The organism is Brenneria uluponensis (assembly GCF_032395385.1).
Lineage (GTDB): Bacteria > Pseudomonadota > Gammaproteobacteria > Enterobacterales > Enterobacteriaceae > Prodigiosinella > Prodigiosinella aquatilis.
This window is the reverse complement of the sequence record NZ_CP135917.1, coordinates 3,513,147-3,529,197: the sequence shown is the minus strand read 5'-3', so window position 1 is coordinate 3,529,197 and position 16,051 is coordinate 3,513,147. Positions and strand designations below refer to the sequence as shown.

The following is a 16,051-nucleotide window of genomic DNA, read 5'->3' as shown; positions in this document are numbered from 1 at the left end:
TTAGGGAGATTTGATGAGTTCTTCATTGCAAAAGTCGATGGTGGCTAAGGTTATTGGCGTATCACTGGTGATGCTGCTGGCCGCTTGTTCCAGTGACCAGCGTTACAAGCGTCAGGTCAGCGGCGATGAGTCCTATCTGAAAACACCAGAACAGCGGGCGTTAAAAGTGCCGGCAGGTATGATTCTTCCTCTGCAAAATGGTGACTATGATATTCCGTCGGCCAACCAGAATGGTATGGTTGGTAAAGCACTGGATATCCGTCCGCCAATGCAGCCATTGGCTTTGTTGAATGGTTCCCGTGGCCGTATTAGCGGTGATACAGCTACACTGTTACTGGAAAAAAATGCCAATAACAGTCAGCTTTGGTCTCAGGTCACGCATATTATTCAATCCAGAGGATTCACCATTGCCAGCCGTCAGGATGCCAACCAGACGCTGGCTACTGACTGGGTTACCTGGAAACGTGAAGATGAGGATGTCGCCTACCAGGCGCGTTATCAGATCACCGTGCAACCACAAGGCTATCAACTGGCGCTGGTGGTCAAGTTGCTGGATCTGCGACAGTTGAACGTTGCGATTACCGATCTTATCCAGAGGCAGCGCTACGCCGGCATAATGCTTAATCTGATATCTAATGCGCTGGAGAAACAAGCTCAAGAGCGCGCAGATGAGCTTGCTAACCACAGTAGTACGTCACTGGATGTGCAGAGTGGTGCCGATGACTCCGGCTTGCCGTTGTTAGTGGTGCGTGGTACCTATGCCCAAGTCTGGGATCGCTTGCCAAAAGCACTGGAAAATATCGACATGAAGGTGACTGATCGCAGTAAGTCTCAGGGATCGATCTCCATCACTTACAAAGCGCCGGGCAGCAGCACCTGGGATGCATTGGGGACCAAAGATCCTCAACTGCCCAAAGGTGATTATAAACTACAGGTTGGTGACCTTGGTAACCGCAGCAGCCTGCAATTTACCGACGCCAAAGGCCATACGCTAGGTCAGTCGCAAAACGATGCGCTGGTCTCGGTGTTCCAGGCGGCATTCAACAAGTAACCTGTAAGGGTCGGATTATCCGGCCCTTCTTCATTAAGTTATCAACGCGTTAAATTATCGGGCCGTTGCGGGTGGCCCTCACTGTGTGGAGTAATTAAAGATGCAAAAGCTAGCTGAGTTGTATCGTGGAAAGGCGAAAACTGTCTACACCACCGAAGATCCTGATCTGCTGGTGCTGGAGTTTCGCAATGATACGTCAGCATTGGATGGTCAGCGCATTGAGCAGTTCGATCGTAAAGGTATGGTGAACAACAAGTTCAACTACTTCATTATGACCAAGCTGGCAGACGCAGGTATTCCAACTCAAATGGTAAGCCTGCTTTCTGATACCGAAGTGCTGGTGAAAAAGCTGGAAATGGTGCCGGTGGAGTGTGTGGTCCGTAACCGTGCGGCAGGTTCTCTGGTGAAACGTTTGGGTGTTACCGAAGGTGAAATCCTTAATCCACCGTTGTTTGATCTGTTCCTGAAAAACGATGCTATGCATGACCCGATGGTTAACGAGTCATACTGCAAAACATTCGGTTGGGTTAGTGAAGAAAATCTGGCCCGGATGAAGGAACTGAGCTACAAAGCCAATGACGTATTAAGCAAACTGTTCGACGATGCAGGGCTGATTCTGGTGGACTTTAAGCTGGAATTTGGTCTGTTCAACGGCGAAATTGTGCTGGGTGATGAGTTCTCTCCGGATGGTAGCCGTCTGTGGGATAAAGCGACGCTGAATAAAATGGATAAAGACCGTTTCCGTCAGAGTCTGGGTGGCCTTATTGAAGCATACGAAGAAGTCGCACACCGTCTTGGCATTAAATTAGACTGACTGCGCAATCGTTTACGTTTCCAGCGTCAGGAACAGGGAGTTCCTGACTGTTTCAATTTTTCACTGTATCTCATTTTTCCGGCTTGATGTCCGGATATCTGCAATCGTCCCCTGAATATTAGTGTTATCATTTTCTTTCCGCTGTAAATTCTTCTTTCATCCTGGCAAGGATTCTTCATGGCCAATTTTGACCCGACGCTATTGATTCTACTGGTGTTGGCTGCACTGGGAATTATCAGTCATAACATGACTGTCACGCTGGCAATGCTGGCGCTATTGACTATACGCATTACACCACTGAACCATTATTTACCCTGGGTGGAAAGATACGGGTTAACCCTGGGTATTCTGATATTAACTATCGGGGTGATGTCGCCTATTGCCAGCGGGAAAATTACCGCCAGTGATGTGTTGCACTCGTTTCTGAACTGGAAATCACTGCTGGCCGTATTTATCGGTGTTCTGGTGTCCTGGCTGGGGGGACGTGGTGTTTCCCTGATGAGTAACCAACCTTCGGTGGTCGCGGGGTTACTGGTGGGAACCGTTATGGGGGTGGCGCTATTTCGCGGCGTCCCGGTGGGGCCGCTGATTGCTGCGGGGCTGCTCTCTTTATTAATTGGTAAAGGGTGAAGTGGTTTTGATCGGTAGAGGTCAGATATGAAGAGCTTTATCGCCAACGGGCAGCTACAACGGCGTTATGGTCTTCGTCGCCTGCTGGTGATAAGCGGGGACGAGGACTGGAGTGCCACGCAAGCATACCAGCTCAGTCACTGTCTGGCGGGCGACTGGCTGTGGGTAAGTGCCCATGCACCTTCGGCGGTAACATCAGTTGCTCCTGGCCGGGTACGAACGCTACTGGGGCAAGAGCAACTTCATGCTGTATTTGATGCTCGTCACGGTCTTGATGCTGAGGCGTTGGCGATGCTGGCGGGGGTGCTCAAAGCCGGAAGTTGGTTACTTCTGCTGGTGCCTGCATGGGATGATTGGCCGGAACGCCCGGATGAAGATAGTCTGCGCTGGAGCGAACAGCCAGAACCTATTATCACACCACACTTTATCCGTCATTTCCGGCATCAGCTGTTGGCGGATGAAGACACGGTGATATGGCGTCAAGGGGACGACTTGCATATCAGGCCGTTGCGCCCTCGTCCTGATTGGCATCCTGCCAGTGGCACACCCACGCGTCAGCAGCAGCGGATTCTGGCGCGACTTCAGCAGCCCCGGCATGCAGTTTCCGTGATTACTGCGCCACGTGGTCGAGGGAAGTCGACGCTGGCGGGGATGTTGACTCGTTGTTGCAGTGGGGAATGCTGGGTTATCGCGCCGTCTCGTGCGGCAACGGATGTCTTGTTGCATCATTCGGGAGATAACGTTCATTTTTGGGCACCGGATGCATTGCTGGAGTATTGCCGCTCTCACCCTTTACCCGTTATTGACTGGTTACTTGTTGATGAAGCCGCCGCCATCCCTGCGCCGATACTGCATGCCATCCTGCCATTTTTTCCCCGGATATTGTTGACCACAACGGTGCTAGGTTATGAAGGTACCGGACGCGGATTTTTACTGAAATTCTGTTCGGCATTACCCGATTGGCAAGGATTTGAATTAACTGAGCCACTGCGTTGGGCTGGTGACGATCCTCTGGAACGTCTGCTGGATAGGTCGATGCTGTTTACCGCTGAAGAGGCCGTTTCTGAGACAAGCATACAGACCAAACCTGTCATTGATGATGAAAGTCGGGATGCGTGGTTGGCATATCCACAGCGATTGGCGCAATGCTATGGCCTGTTATGCAGTGCCCATTACCGTACCTCGCCGCTGGATTTGCGCCGGTTAATGGATGCATCGGGTATGCATGTGGCTAGCGCCCGCCATCAGGATGTGATTTACGGTGTTATCTGGTCGGTGGATGAAGGCGGGCTTTCTGCGTCGTTGGCGCATGAGGTGTGGGCCGGACGTCGCCGGCCTCGTGGCAATCTGGTGGCACAGTCTTTGGCAGCACATGGAGGACAGTGGCTGGCACCAATACTGCGTTCGCGTCGGATTAGCCGTATTGCCATCACGGCGGCGCGCCGCCGACATGGGATAGGGCGTGCCCTGGTTGATTTTCAGCAACAAGCGGCACAACGGCAAGGATTGGATTATCTGTCGGTAAGTTTTGGTTTTCAGGCCGATCTGTGGGCCTTTTGGCACTCTTGCGGATTTACGCTGGTGCGTATTGGCAGCCATATTGAGGCCAGCAGTGGTTGTTACAGTGCGATGGCGCTGCTTCCTCTGAGTGAGGCAGGGCAAACCTTGACCGAACAGGCAAGTGCGCAGCTGGCGCGTGACTGGTACTGGTTGCGCCGTTCAATCCCGTTGATGCTGGATTTACCGCTGGATAACGCTACTGGCCTCAGCGAAGCTGACTGGGAAAATTTGGCGGGTTTTGCTTTTGCCCACCGGCCACCAGAGGCTTGTCTGGCATCGTTATCCCGTTTGATAACCCATACTGAACAATCCATCCCTGCTTTGCGGTTATGGCTGGTGCAGGGGATGTCTGTCGAGCAATGTGTTCAGCACCTGCATTTGGCTGGACGGAAAGCGTTGATACAGTGCTGGCGTAATGAAACTTCCAGTGTATTACGGCAATTGGACGCCTTTGCAGAACAACGCTGGCGAGGGTGGAGTATTAAATCATTAACCTGAATTCATATCTGATGGCTAATTAGATTTGTCGTATATACCTGTTATCTTGCATGTTGCAGGCGGATTGTCTGCCTTCAGTATTTCTCAGCATAATGTGGATGTATATACCCAAAATAATTCGGGTTGCAGGAAGGCGGCAAGAGAGTGAATCCTGATGAGCTTACTCAGATAAGTGATTCGGGTGAACGAACGCAGCCAACACACCTGCAACTTGAAGTATTACGGGTATAAATGAGTTAATTTGAGAGCAACGAAATTACATACAAAGACGATGTCTAGATAGATGAATGTTGAGATATGCACTCAGGCTACAATAACGTTTAAATATTTTTAAAACTGTAGAATGTTATTTATCAAGACGATTTTATATTTGAATACTGGTGTGTTAAAAATAAATAGGTTCGCGTAAGGTTTATATATATTACGACACTATTATATATGGCGCTTTATCACATGAACCGAGTGTTTATATTAGATAACTTAATCAATTAAATAAAAAATATTTATACCTTCAATAAGGCATCGCTCACATTTTTACCAATTCGATCTTTGCCCTCAGTCATCTGTCCTTCCTCCGTGGTATACACTGATATTGATACAGGATAATGGAATGACTTGTTCAATAACCCTCAATATTGGCCTACCAATGAGGAGTGTATAGTAACTGCTAACAAACATCGATAAGTACCGGTTGCATAATGTGAGCCGGCAGGAGACGTAAAATGAAACATGAATACGTTATGGTGCAGAATGCCGTATCTCCTAAACAGTTATTCTTGTTATTCCATGGTGTCGGCGATAATCCGGTATCAATGGGTGAAATAGGCCGTTATTTCGCCGAGGCTTTCCCGCAGGCGCTGGTGGTGAGCATTGGCGGACCAGAAAGCAGTGGCGTCGGTAATGGTCGACAGTGGTTTTCGATACAGGGAATTACGGAAGAGAACCGGGTCGAGCGGATTAACACTATCATGCCCCGTTTTATCGACACGGTGCGTTATTGGCAGGAATACAGTCAGGTTGATTATGCACACACTGCATTAATTGGGTTTTCGCAAGGTTCAATAATGATACTGGAAGCGTTAAAAGCCGAAGAGAATCTTGCTGGTCGGGTGGTCATCTTCAGTGGCCGCTTTGCCGCGTTGCCGGAACAACCATTCACCGAGACTGTGGTGCATTTGATTCACGGTGAAGACGACCCGGTTATTGCGGTGGATCACGTGCGCACTGCGGCGCATCGCCTGCGTTCGCATGGATCTGATTTTACGCTGGATCTGGTACCAGAATTAGGTCATGCCATTGATGATGAAATGATGGGTTATGCATTGGATCGGCTGAAAAATTATATTCCACAGCGTTATTGGGATGAAGCAGTACAAGGTAATCGTGGAGAGTTAATCGCTTTCCGATGATTGATCAACCGCATGAAGCAGGTAGTGGTACTGCTGCATGCGGTTTCCTCAGAACACACTGATTCAAATATCTACAGCCTGTTTAGATCCGTTCTACGATCATGGCAATACCTTGACCTGTTGCTAAGCTTACGTTTTTATCATAACCATACATGGTATGAATATAAACGTGCTTGACTCGGGCCTGAAGGATGCGCCGTATCAGGGTTTTTTTTGTGGCCAGTCGTCGTCTTCATCCCATTTATCGTTGTTATCACGATGGGGTGGAATTTCCGGTTTGTCGTTCAAAAAGGATTTGTGGTCAAGACGCCGTAATTCTTTGATACCATTGAGTATTACTCCCAGCAGGAACACCAGAATGATCCACCAATAGTCAGCCAGCCATGCCATGTTATACCTCATCGATACGGGTGATAAAGCGGGTAAAAAGTTGTGGCAGATGTTTATTCAGCCACTGATAGCCAGCTATCTCTTCCCCGTGCCAGGATTCACGGATAACTGCTGGCGTCAACTGCGCCATCGCTAATCGCGCTAACGGTAAATAACTGATATGCCAAGGCTCAACCGCAACACCGCCATGATCATGCGCGTAAGGTCGATAAAACCCGAATAGCCGCATATGTGAGTCCAACCAGTCACTCAACGTAGAGAAATATCCGCCAGTTTCGTACTCCCAAGGCTCCAGTTGCAGTGTTTGCCCCGAAGGAAGACGGTCAGGATCGTAGATATCCAGATCGCTGCCCCAGTGATGCCGACTGCCACCTGGCAATGCGGACCAGCGCAGTATCGCTTCACAACGGTCACCCTCACTTAACGTGAGGGCATCCAACGGCTGATTGTCTTTATCCAGTAACGGCCGCAGACCGGTAAATTTTCCGTTCCAGATCTGTTGCTGACGCCCGAAGTCACGAAAGGTACTCGCTGGCTGGAGATTAAAGCCATCCTGCCGGGCCGCCTGTTGCATGGACTTAAAAGCGATAACGGCTTCCGGTTGCAAACGGTGTTGACCTGTCAGGGTGACCAGATGCCCATCACTCTTGCCTGTCAGCATGGCCGACGTAATCATGCGATCAACTGCTCCATGATGCGTTGATACATCCGGCTTAACAGCTGCAAATCTGCTGCACTGACACACTCATTCACTTTATGAATAGTGGCGTTTACCGGTCCGAGTTCAACTATTTGTGCTCCCATCCGCGCAATAAAACGGCCATCAGAGGTGCCGCCGTTGGTCAGTAGTTGCGGTGTGATTTCACAATAATGTTCAACTGCATCAATAATAGCATTCACCAGTTCGCCGTGTTCGGTCAGGAAGGGATGCCCAGATAATTGCCAATCCAGAGTGTACTTGAGTTGGTGACGGTCAAGTAGCTCAGCGACACGTTGCTTAATGCGTTCATCGGTCAATTCGGTACTGAAGCGAAAATTGAACTGCACAAACAGTTCGCCAGGAATAACGTTATTGCTGCCGGTTCCTGCCTGAATATTTGCAATCTGCATACTGGTGGGAGGAAAAAACTCATTTCCCTGATCCCATTCCGTGGCTATCAGTTCATGCAACGCGGGCATGGCGCGGTGTACCGGATTGTCTGCCAGGTGGGGGTACGCAACATGACCCTGTATACCGTGTATATAAAGGTTGGCGGTGATTGAACCCCGACGGCCATTTTTCGCCACATCCCCGATACGTGTCGTGCTGGAGGGTTCGCCGATCAGGCAGTAATCAAGGCGCTCCTGGCGGGCCATCAAGGTTTCAACAACCTTAACCGTACCGTTTATGGCTTTGGCTTCTTCGTCTGAAGTAATTAAAAACGCCAGGCGCCCTTGGTGGTGGGGATGCGTGGCAACAAAACGTTCAGCGGCAACCACCATCGCCGCCAACGACCCTTTCATATCTGCTGCACCACGCCCATACAGCATGCCATCGCATAGCGTGGGCTCAAATGGGGGGTGCTGCCACTGCTTTTCATCCCCGCAGGGAACCACGTCGGTGTGACCGGCAAAAGCCAGTGTTTTCCCTGTGCCACGCCAGGCCCAGAAATTTTGGGTATCGCCAAAATTCATTTTTTCTATGTTGAAGCCAATCGCCTGCAAACGTTCAATCATCAACGTCTGACAACCCTCATCATTAGGGCTGAGGGAAGGACGTTTAATTAACTGCTGAGCCAGTTCTAGTACCGGGCAAGACACGTTATTTATTCTCCGCAAAAAAGTGCTGGTAGCTATCCTCGCTGAAACCAAGCAATGCGGCACCGTGGTCAGTGACTAACAAGGGCCGTTTGATGAGCGAGGGGTGCTCCAGCATAACAGTTTTTGCCGCGTCTTCATTATTGGTTGCATTACGTTTCGCTTCATCCAGTTTGCGCCAGGTTGTTCCACGGGTATTAATCAAGGGTTGCCAACCGACCAAATTGATTAAAGCCTGCAATTGTACGTCATCCAGACCGTCCACCCGATAGTCATGAAAGCGATAGTCAATGTGATTGTTTTCTAGCCAGCGACGGGCTTTTTTGATGGTGTCGCAGTTCTTGATACCGTACATAACTGTCATCATTTTATAAAACTCTTCACTTTTTATCTGATAAGAATGAAGAGCATACCGTATTCGCGCTAATGGTGGCAGGGTATTGAATTTGTTTTAGTAGATCATGCAGTTAAGTGAAGTGGCTGTCTATTGGGAAGAGGAAATTAGTCTGTGCCGTTTCACTATTGATAGCAGCACAGACTTTTTTTTAGGCTGAAAGGAAGTATTTTCGTCTGATCCAAAGGGAAACATTCACCAGACCAATCATCACTGGCACTTCAACAAGCGGCCCGATGACAGCGGCAAAAGCAGCACCAGAGTTGATGCCATAAACAGCGACGGCTACCGCGATAGCGAGTTCAAAGTTATTACTGGCAGCGGTAAACGAGAGTGTTGCACTCTTTTCATAACTCGCGCCTAAGCGTTTGCACATGAAAAATGAGATGGCAAACATAGCAACAAAGTAGATAAGCAAAGGGATAGCAATACGTACGACATCGAAAGGGAGACTGACAATCAATTTCCCCTTCAGACTGAACATCACCACAATGGTGAACAGCAGCGCAACTAGGGTAATAGGACCGATCTTGGGAACGAAGTGGGCGTGATACCACTCTTTTGAAACAAAGCGCAGCATGATCACTCGGGTCAGTACGCCGGCAATACAGGGGATGCCCAGATAGATAAACACACTCTTGGCAATTTGCGCGATGGAGATATCAACAATTGAACCAGACAATCCGAGGAACGGCGGCAGTATGGTAATAAATAGCCAGGCATAGGCGCTGAAAAACAGCACCTGAAATATCGAGTTGAAAGCCACCAGACCCGCCGCATATTCCGTTGAGCCTTTCGCCAGTTCATTCCAGACAATCACCATGGCGATACAGCGCGCCAGACCGATCATGATAAGCCCAACCATGTATTCCGGTTTGTCATGCAGGAAAATCACGGCTAATGCGAACATGAGTGCCGGACCGATGATCCAGTTTTGGATCAGCGACAGGGTTAACACTTTTCTGTCGCGGAATACGTCTGGCAGCTCTTCATACCGTACCTTGGCAAAAGGGGGATACATCATCAGGATCAGCCCGGCAGCAATCGGAATATTGGTTGTTCCCACCTGAAAGCGGTTAATGAAGTTCTCTACACCAGGGACTAAAAAACCGAGACCCACACCCAGAGCCATTGCAGCAAAAATCCAGACAGTCAGATATCGGTCTAAAAATGAGAGTTTGCGAGTGATGTCACTCATTGAGGATTTTCCTTAATTTGTGGATGATTGTTACTCAATACCAACCGTTAGCGTTTGAATTAATGTGATTGGGTTCCAGGCCGTTCAAGAGGCTGCTGTAATAGCGGTGATGTAGAATGACCGAGCATCAGACGACTATTGATAAGCCATGCCCACGGTTCAATACCCTTCTGGTGTAAATCAGCCCGAAAATTAGCGGCTTCTGTACCGGATGCCCCACTTGAACAGCATATTACCGGGTCAAAAATCTGGATAAGCGCCATGATGGCTTCTCTCTACACAATGATTTGAGCAATTTCATCCATCGCTGTTTTCAGTGCAGTTTTATCGTGTTGCAGCTCATTCAGCGGCAGAGCGAAAAAAGCTTCGATACGGGCACGTAGGATCTTGTAAGCCTGTATGAATGAAGCGTCAATTTCTTCATCAGTACCTGTTGCATGCGCCGGATCTTCAACGCCCCAATGAGTACGCAATACCGGGCCGAGATAAGCCGGGCAGGTTTCATTCGCTGCATTTCCGCAAACACTGATCACGATGTCAGGTATCGCTGGCAGGTTTTCCCATGACTTGCTGTAGTAGCCTTCAGTGGAAATACCTTCGCGCTGTAACAACGCGATTGAGCGAGGATGTACCTGGCCGGTTGGGTTACTGCCGGCACTCATTGCGTGCCAACCTTCTGGAGCCAATTGATTGAAAATCGCTTCGCCCAAAATGGAGCGACAAGAGTTACCAGTGCAGAGGAATAAAACGTTCATCATCAGTCCTTTTGTGTGGATACATTGGGCAATACCGCCGAAGAACAGGAAGTGTCTTTTCTGAATGACGCGCATTCCTCCGGATGGCCGGAGCAACACTCTTCAGTCAGGTAAGCAATAACATCCAGCATCACGGGGATATTAGCCCGGTAACGCTGAAAGCGTCCTTCCTGTTCGACTGTCGTCAATCCGGCATGTGTCAAGGCTTTGAGGTGAAAAGAGAGTTTGTTTGGCGCGAGATCAAGCTCCTGCGCTAAATCACCTGCTACCTGGCCTTTCAGCCCGGTTCTCACCAACAAACGATAAATATCCAATCGAATGCCGGATGCCAGAGATTCAAAAATAATAACTGCGTTTTCTTTGTTCATTGTTTCAATTCTACAAGAATAGTTGAAATGATCAAGTGTTTAAGAAGGCGTAAATGTCACCACATGTCAAAATGGAAAACCAGCTACGAGTCACCATACTCAACTAAAGGATAAATTTTATATAAAAAGCCCACAATGGATCGTTTTACTCAATCATTGACTCAACATACCAGAAGCCGGTAGTCACTCTGCGTCTCAGTATCCTCTATTAGCTTTTTCAATATGCTGGCCAAGCTACGGGGGAAATGCCTTGGATCGGAGTTGTTGACATATTTCAGTGTGTTGGCATAGATACTCTGGTACCACACGCCATCCCACCCTAGGTTATGTGGCTGTTTATGGGCCAATTTTGTGGGGTAAGTCCGGGGTATAATCGGTGCCACTCTATTCTTCTGTTTTATGACAAAATGGCACGGTGTTGTAGTGTGGTAATGGAAAGGTAATGTGTTGATAATTAAGTTGAAAAATGAATTTCTTATAGAATGGGTAGTGATACCGGCACATCATGTATGCGTATAATGGTTTATTATGGTCAAAAAAAAAGCATATAATAACCCCGCCGAATAAGAAAACTTAAGGGGCTATCATGATTGAGATAGAACTCAATAACTGGAAAAGCTTCATCGAAGCGATGTTACGTAAGTAACAATTGGTCTATTCATATTAGTATAATTTTTGTTTGTGTCATTACCGACCAGGAACAAAGTTTGAGCAATCTAAAGCAGTAACGTCGACGTTGCTGCTTTTTTGTGTCTGAGATAGTGAACATTTAATTTATTAATTAACTGATTTTTAAATATTAATTTTCGTCACGGCACTTCGGATAACCTAAGACGGCATTATTCTCTTCTTTAGAATTTACTTCCTTTTTTGTGATCTACTTCGCGATTTTTTTTGATGCCCGTTGGAAATGGTTATGTCTGGTCCAGAGCATAAATGAGGAAAACCAAGTAAATAAAAGAGGCTATTATTCTCATTCTGTTTGAAATGTCAGCAATCCATCGGTTTGTCGGATCGATTTCCCCTCATCCAAGGGCATAACGGGCCGCGGCGGTGGCATGTAGTAAGGTGGTATCGAATAAAGGCACCTGGGCATCGTCTGCATTAATTAGCAACGGTATCTCTGTACAGCCCAGAATGATCCCTTCAGCGCCTTGCTGTTCCAATCGTTGGATGATTTTCCGGAATTGTTGGCGCGAAGCATCAAGCGTTTTTCCCAGACACAGCTCCTGAAAGATAATGTTATTAATGATTTCTCTTTCCTGCTGGTCAGGGGTAAGGACGGTGATGCCATATAGATCTGTCAAGCGTTGACGATAAAAGTCCTGTTCCATGGTATAGCGCGTGCCCAGCAGCGCCACCTTGGTGATACTTTGTTGCTGGATGCTGATGGCCGTGGCGTCGGCGATATGAATCAATGGCAGCTCACAGGCGCTTTCTACCTGGTTCGCAACCTTGTGCATTGTATTTGTGCAAATCACAATGGCTTCAGCGCCCGCTTTTTTTAATCCACATGCGGCTTCTGACAAAACATGGGCTGCTGTCTCCCAGTCTTCTTGCGATTGCAGTTGTTCGATGTCATAGAAATCGACACTGTGCAGTAGTAGTCGGGCTGAATGCAGACCACCCAGTTCGTTTTTTACATATTCATTGATAATCCGGTAATAAGGGATTGTGGATTCCCAGCTCATCCCTCCGAGTAATCCCAGCATTTTTTGCATGTAAAGTCTCCTCCGACTTGGATACTGAAAAAAGTGATGAATCAAGAATAACGTATCAGAGAAAAGAGGGAAAAGTCCTGAAAGTGGTGAATTAATGCTTTTTGCTCATTTTTTTATCGTGTTTTATCACTTTTTATCTATCTTTGACTGGACAAATGGTCCATCTATTGCTGTACTGTACGCGACACAGATTTTGTGTCTTTCATTCATGTTAAAGGTAAGTTTGATGTCTAAGATTAAAGGTAGCGTTAAGTGGTTTAATGAATCCAAAGGATTCGGTTTCATTACTCCGGAAGATGGTAGCAAAGACGTATTTGTACATTTCTCTGCCATCCAGAGTAATGGTTTTAAAACTCTTGCTGAAGGTCAGCGTGTAGAGTTTGAAATCACTAGCGGTGCTAAAGGTCCTTCTGCTGCTAACGTTATCGCTATTTAATTATACCGGTTTCTTAAAAAACCCGCCCAAAGGCGGGTTTTTATTTTGTGGCACATCACTTGATCTAGTGTGCGGTAAGTCCGGTTACCAAAGCAAATGCCAGCGATGTCATTAACAATGAACCGACCAGATTTAACAGTAGATTCAACCCGGCAGCAAGCCACTCTCCGCCTTGCAATAGTGTGACGACCTCAAAAGAGAATGTAGAGAACGTCGTCAAGCCCCCACATAAACCTGTCGTAATGAGTAGTTTCCAGTGCGGATCAAGATCGGGTTGGCGAATAAAATAGCCCATTGCTGCACCGATAATAAAAGCCCCAGCCATATTAGCCAAAAAAGTCCCTATTGGTATCTGAGGGGAAATGCTGTTAAAACGTAGGCTCAGCAGCCAGCGTAAGACGCTTCCTATCCCGCCACCAATAAAAACAGCAAATAAAGTACTATACATGGTCACCTTTTTGTTTAAAGGAAAGTCAGAATGATCTCGAAAAGAAGAGTATAACGCTACGACCCCTTTTCGAGGAGCTCGTAGACATCATTAGCCGGAAGGCGGTTATGGAGGAATGTCATCTCCGTTACTGGTATAAAAGTTTACCTTTTTGTCTCGCATTTTTGTAGAGAGTGTTGCCATGAAATGGCATGCAATGCGGTGTAATGTGTTAACACATATTAAGGAGCCTGATGATGAAAGTTTCACTCGGCCAGTTTGCCGTACAGCGTACATGGCAAGACAATGCTATTACCTGTATAGCATTAATGAAGAGGGCAGCGGCGGCGGGAGCCGATTTATTAGTGTTACCAGAAGCTGTTCATGCCAGGGATAATAATAATGCTGAATGGGGGATGGACGCCGCTCAGCCTATTAATGGTCCTTTTGTCAGTCAATTGCTGGAAGCCAGTCAATCGATTGATATCTCAGTTATTTTTACTATTCATACCCCCGTTCATAATGAGTTTGTGCACAATACTCTATTGGTGCTTCGTCAGGGTGAAGTGTTGGCTTTCTACCATAAACTGCACCTTTATGATGCTTTTTCTTCCCAGGAATCAACGCGAGTGATACCAGGTGAGTCAATACCGGCCATTATTGAAATAGCAGGAATAAAAGTGGGATTGATGGTGTGCTACGACGTCCGTTTCCCCGACCTGGCGCGACAGTTGGCCATGAATGGCGCGGAGGTATTGGTATTACCCTCCGCCTGGGTTAAAGGGCCGCAGAAGGAAGCGCACTGGGAGTTGTTAACCAGAACGCGAGCGTTGGAAAATACCTGCTATATGGTCGGAGTCGGTGAATGTGGGGAAAAGAATATTGGCAACAGTCTGGTTGTTGACCCGTTGGGTGTTGTGATTGCCCAGGCGGCAGAAGCTCCTGACCTTATCTTTGCAGATATTAATTTTGAGCGTATTCAACATGTTCGCCATCAGTTACCTGTCTTGCGTCACAACCGATTCAAGGCTCCTGTATTACGGTAATCTGAACTCTACTCGTAAAGCAGATCATCAGTAACCATGCTCTTGGCTGGCATGGTCTTACTTTGTTACATATAGCCTTTGTGTTGTTAAGGGCTTTCTTTTAAAAAGAGTGATAAGAAACATGCTGGTTCCCAGCGTATATAATCAGGTAGGTAGGTATGGAAGGTATCAGTATTGCCAAACTTTTAGTGATCGGCGTGCTTGTTGTTTTGCTATTTGGAACCAATAAATTACGCAGCCTGGGCGGAGATCTTGGCGCGGCAATCAAGGGTTTCAAAAAAGCGATGAGTGATGAGCAACCAGCGAATAATGCTAGCTCAGATGAACCCGTTGCACTTAACGATACGACTCATCACAAAGAGTAAGGTCCCACAAAGAGCAAGCTCCTGAGACGGTTAAAAACCAATAGCGGACGGCATGTGACCGCCCGCGTTTTTTCGCATCAGGAAAATGTAACCGCGCATTACGACGATTTTCCCAGAAGTAAATCATTTTACCTCGACGCCTTTTGCCTGTAGGTCGGCATGGTAGGACGAGCGTACAAATGGACCACAAGCGGCGTGGGTGAATCCCATGGCCATTGCTTCCGTTTTCATTTCTTCAAATTCTTCCGGATGGACATAACGCTGTACCGGCAAGTGGTGGCGACTTGGCTGTAGGTACTGACCTAATGTCAACATTGTGACGCCGTGACGTCGCAGATCGCGCATCACGTCCAGAATTTCTTCATTGGTTTCACCCAATCCCACCATCAACCCCGACTTGGTTGGAATCTCCGGATGTACAGCCTTAAAGTTTTCCAGCAGTTTGAGGGACCATTCATAGTTTGCCCCTGGTCGAACTTGGCGATACAGACGCGGTATGTTTTCCAGATTATGGTTAAATACGTCTGGCGGTGTCACGGTCAGAATATCCAGTGCCCGGTCCATGCGTCCCCGGAAGTCAGGCACTAGTGTTTCAATTTTAATCTGTGGGCTTTTACGGCGAATAGCGCTGATACAGTCGGCAAAATGCTGAGCCCCGCCATCACGCAGATCGTCTCGATCGACAGAGGTGATGACGACGTAGCGTAATCCCATATCGTGGATGGTTTGAGCCAGTTTTTCTGGCTCATTGTTGTCTGGGGCGATTGGACGTCCATGGGCAACATCACAGAATGGGCAACGACGGGTACAAATGGCACCCAGGATCATAAATGTTGCCGTACCATGATTAAAACACTCTGCCAGATTAGGGCAGGATGCTTCTTCACATACCGAGTGCAGCCCGTTGCGGCGCATTGCGTCTTTGATACCTTGAATCCGGCTGGAATCCGCAGGCAATTTGATTTTCATCCATTCTGGTTTCCGTAGCATTTCCTGACGTTCGGTCGCTACTGTTTTCACCGGAATTAAGGCCATTTTATCTGCGTCGCGGTATTTTACGCCACGTTCGATCTGAATCGGTTTACTCATATTTGCGTAAGTTCCAGTTCTGAATCGCTATCATGAATTTATGGTTAGAATTCATGGGATCATCTTAATGATTAAACTTTTTTTTAAAAATATCACAAAATTA

Annotated in this window: 20 protein-coding genes and 1 riboswitch; of the genes, 9 read left to right on the top strand and 11 right to left on the bottom strand. The window is 47.6% G+C overall.

Features of this window, described 5'->3' with window-relative positions; translation table 11 throughout:
• Positions 1-13 precede the first annotated feature (13 nt).
• The 5 genes from bamC (at position 14) to ypfH (ending at position 5,962) form a co-directional block, all read left to right on the top strand.
• Positions 14-1,051 (top strand): outer membrane protein assembly factor BamC, encoded by a 1,038-nt coding sequence (gene bamC, locus RS889_RS16500; protein WP_315708045.1) that lies wholly within the window; start codon positions 14-16, stop codon positions 1,049-1,051.
• Positions 1,052-1,151: 100 nt separating this feature from the next.
• A complete protein-coding gene (gene purC / locus RS889_RS16495; protein WP_021015059.1) occupies positions 1,152-1,865 on the top strand; it encodes a phosphoribosylaminoimidazolesuccinocarboxamide synthase in 714 nt (237 codons plus the stop codon).
• Positions 1,866-2,042: 177 nt separating this feature from the next.
• Complete coding sequence (locus RS889_RS16490; RefSeq protein ID WP_021015060.1) at positions 2,043-2,495, top strand: DUF441 domain-containing protein; 453 nt, start codon at positions 2,043-2,045, stop codon at positions 2,493-2,495.
• Positions 2,496-2,522: 27 nt separating this feature from the next.
• Positions 2,523-4,553, top strand: coding sequence for a tRNA(Met) cytidine acetyltransferase TmcA (locus RS889_RS16485; RefSeq protein WP_315708044.1), 2,031 nt, complete (start codon positions 2,523-2,525; stop codon positions 4,551-4,553).
• Between the two features lie 722 nt (positions 4,554-5,275).
• Positions 5,276-5,962, top strand: a complete 687-nt coding sequence (gene ypfH, locus RS889_RS16480; protein ID WP_315708043.1) for an esterase — start codon at positions 5,276-5,278, stop codon at positions 5,960-5,962.
• 201 nt (positions 5,963-6,163) lie between these two features.
• Here ypfH and RS889_RS16475 read toward each other — a convergent pair whose 3' ends face one another.
• The 8 genes from RS889_RS16475 to RS889_RS16440 form a co-directional block, all read right to left on the bottom strand.
• Positions 6,164-6,352 carry a YpfN family protein gene (locus RS889_RS16475; RefSeq protein WP_021015070.1) on the bottom strand — a complete coding sequence of 63 codons (189 nt, stop codon included), beginning with the start codon at positions 6,350-6,352 and terminating at the stop codon, positions 6,164-6,166.
• Position 6,353: 1 nt separating this feature from the next.
• On the bottom strand, positions 6,354-7,028 hold the full coding sequence (locus RS889_RS16470) for a M15 family metallopeptidase (RefSeq protein ID WP_315708042.1): 675 nt from the start codon (positions 7,026-7,028) through the stop codon (positions 6,354-6,356).
• The gene (gene dapE, locus RS889_RS16465; protein WP_315708041.1) at positions 7,025-8,152 is read right to left on the bottom strand and encodes a succinyl-diaminopimelate desuccinylase; all 1,128 of its coding nucleotides are present in this window, start codon (positions 8,150-8,152) and stop codon (positions 7,025-7,027) included. The genes RS889_RS16470 and dapE overlap by 4 nt, the downstream gene beginning before the upstream one ends.
• Position 8,153: 1 nt before the next feature.
• Positions 8,154-8,513, bottom strand: coding sequence for an ArsC family reductase (locus tag RS889_RS16460; RefSeq protein WP_290183090.1), 360 nt, complete (start codon positions 8,511-8,513; stop codon positions 8,154-8,156).
• A 181-nt stretch (positions 8,514-8,694) separates the two neighbouring features.
• Positions 8,695-9,741: an ACR3 family arsenite efflux transporter gene (gene arsB, locus RS889_RS16455; protein WP_315708040.1), complete on the bottom strand. Its 1,047-nt coding sequence runs from the start codon at positions 9,739-9,741 to the stop codon at positions 8,695-8,697.
• Positions 9,742-9,800: 59 nt separating this feature from the next.
• Positions 9,801-10,004, bottom strand: a complete 204-nt coding sequence (locus RS889_RS16450; protein ID WP_315708039.1) for a hypothetical protein — start codon at positions 10,002-10,004, stop codon at positions 9,801-9,803.
• Between the two features lie 12 nt (positions 10,005-10,016).
• Positions 10,017-10,496 (bottom strand): arsenate reductase ArsC, encoded by a 480-nt coding sequence (locus tag RS889_RS16445; RefSeq protein ID WP_021015076.1) that lies wholly within the window; start codon positions 10,494-10,496, stop codon positions 10,017-10,019.
• A 2-nt stretch (positions 10,497-10,498) separates the two neighbouring features.
• Complete coding sequence (locus tag RS889_RS16440) at positions 10,499-10,864, bottom strand: ArsR/SmtB family transcription factor (RefSeq protein ID WP_021015077.1); 366 nt, start codon at positions 10,862-10,864, stop codon at positions 10,499-10,501.
• A 586-nt stretch (positions 10,865-11,450) separates the two neighbouring features.
• Between RS889_RS16440 and ypfM the strand changes: the two genes are divergently transcribed.
• Complete coding sequence (gene ypfM, locus RS889_RS23855) at positions 11,451-11,510, top strand: protein YpfM (protein ID WP_101377563.1); 60 nt, start codon at positions 11,451-11,453, stop codon at positions 11,508-11,510.
• A 379-nt stretch (positions 11,511-11,889) separates the two neighbouring features.
• Here the strand turns inward: ypfM and RS889_RS16435 are convergent, their stop codons facing one another.
• Positions 11,890-12,585 carry an aspartate/glutamate racemase family protein gene (locus RS889_RS16435; protein WP_290182150.1) on the bottom strand — a complete coding sequence of 232 codons (696 nt, stop codon included), beginning with the start codon at positions 12,583-12,585 and terminating at the stop codon, positions 11,890-11,892.
• A 226-nt stretch (positions 12,586-12,811) separates the two neighbouring features.
• On the opposite strand from RS889_RS16435, the gene cspE reads away from it, so the two are divergent.
• Positions 12,812-13,021: a transcription antiterminator/RNA stability regulator CspE gene (gene cspE, locus RS889_RS16430; protein WP_009113827.1), complete on the top strand. Its 210-nt coding sequence runs from the start codon at positions 12,812-12,814 to the stop codon at positions 13,019-13,021.
• A 64-nt stretch (positions 13,022-13,085) separates the two neighbouring features.
• Here the strand turns inward: cspE and crcB are convergent, their stop codons facing one another.
• The gene (gene crcB / locus RS889_RS16425) at positions 13,086-13,469 is read right to left on the bottom strand and encodes a fluoride efflux transporter CrcB (RefSeq protein WP_021015079.1); all 384 of its coding nucleotides are present in this window, start codon (positions 13,467-13,469) and stop codon (positions 13,086-13,088) included.
• 74 nt (positions 13,470-13,543) lie between these two features.
• A riboswitch (Fluoride riboswitch) is annotated at positions 13,544-13,604 on the bottom strand.
• Positions 13,605-13,705: 101 nt separating this feature from the next.
• Here crcB and RS889_RS16420 point away from each other — a divergent pair.
• Positions 13,706-14,494, top strand: coding sequence for a deaminated glutathione amidase (locus RS889_RS16420; protein ID WP_315711085.1), 789 nt, complete (start codon positions 13,706-13,708; stop codon positions 14,492-14,494).
• 158 nt (positions 14,495-14,652) lie between these two features.
• The gene (gene tatA, locus RS889_RS16415; protein WP_315708038.1) at positions 14,653-14,859 is read left to right on the top strand and encodes a Sec-independent protein translocase subunit TatA; all 207 of its coding nucleotides are present in this window, start codon (positions 14,653-14,655) and stop codon (positions 14,857-14,859) included.
• Positions 14,860-14,982: 123 nt separating this feature from the next.
• On the opposite strand, the gene lipA is transcribed toward tatA, so the two are convergent.
• Complete coding sequence (gene lipA / locus RS889_RS16410) at positions 14,983-15,948, bottom strand: lipoyl synthase (RefSeq protein ID WP_021015082.1); 966 nt, start codon at positions 15,946-15,948, stop codon at positions 14,983-14,985.
• Positions 15,949-16,051 lie beyond the last annotated feature (103 nt).

Coding starts and splice junctions, on each gene's coding strand:
- bamC (WP_315708045.1), top strand. CDS start 14: ATGAGTTCTTCATTGCAAAAGTCGATGGTGGCTAAGGTTATTGGCGTA.
- purC (WP_021015059.1), top strand. CDS start 1,152: ATGCAAAAGCTAGCTGAGTTGTATCGTGGAAAGGCGAAAACTGTCTAC.
- RS889_RS16490 (WP_021015060.1), top strand. CDS start 2,043: ATGGCCAATTTTGACCCGACGCTATTGATTCTACTGGTGTTGGCTGCA.
- RS889_RS16485 (WP_315708044.1), top strand. CDS start 2,523: ATGAAGAGCTTTATCGCCAACGGGCAGCTACAACGGCGTTATGGTCTT.
- ypfH (WP_315708043.1), top strand. CDS start 5,276: ATGAAACATGAATACGTTATGGTGCAGAATGCCGTATCTCCTAAACAG.
- RS889_RS16475 (WP_021015070.1), bottom strand. CDS start 6,352: ATGGCATGGCTGGCTGACTATTGGTGGATCATTCTGGTGTTCCTGCTG.
- RS889_RS16470 (WP_315708042.1), bottom strand. CDS start 7,028: ATGATTACGTCGGCCATGCTGACAGGCAAGAGTGATGGGCATCTGGTC.
- RS889_RS16460 (WP_290183090.1), bottom strand. CDS start 8,513: ATGACAGTTATGTACGGTATCAAGAACTGCGACACCATCAAAAAAGCC.
- arsB (WP_315708040.1), bottom strand. CDS start 9,741: ATGAGTGACATCACTCGCAAACTCTCATTTTTAGACCGATATCTGACT.
- RS889_RS16450 (WP_315708039.1), bottom strand. CDS start 10,004: ATGGCGCTTATCCAGATTTTTGACCCGGTAATATGCTGTTCAAGTGGG.
- RS889_RS16445 (WP_021015076.1), bottom strand. CDS start 10,496: ATGAACGTTTTATTCCTCTGCACTGGTAACTCTTGTCGCTCCATTTTG.
- RS889_RS16440 (WP_021015077.1), bottom strand. CDS start 10,864: ATGAACAAAGAAAACGCAGTTATTATTTTTGAATCTCTGGCATCCGGC.
- RS889_RS16435 (WP_290182150.1), bottom strand. CDS start 12,585: ATGCAAAAAATGCTGGGATTACTCGGAGGGATGAGCTGGGAATCCACA.
- cspE (WP_009113827.1), top strand. CDS start 12,812: ATGTCTAAGATTAAAGGTAGCGTTAAGTGGTTTAATGAATCCAAAGGA.
- crcB (WP_021015079.1), bottom strand. CDS start 13,469: ATGTATAGTACTTTATTTGCTGTTTTTATTGGTGGCGGGATAGGAAGC.
- RS889_RS16420 (WP_315711085.1), top strand. CDS start 13,706: ATGAAAGTTTCACTCGGCCAGTTTGCCGTACAGCGTACATGGCAAGAC.
- tatA (WP_315708038.1), top strand. CDS start 14,653: ATGGAAGGTATCAGTATTGCCAAACTTTTAGTGATCGGCGTGCTTGTT.
- lipA (WP_021015082.1), bottom strand. CDS start 15,948: ATGAGTAAACCGATTCAGATCGAACGTGGCGTAAAATACCGCGACGCA.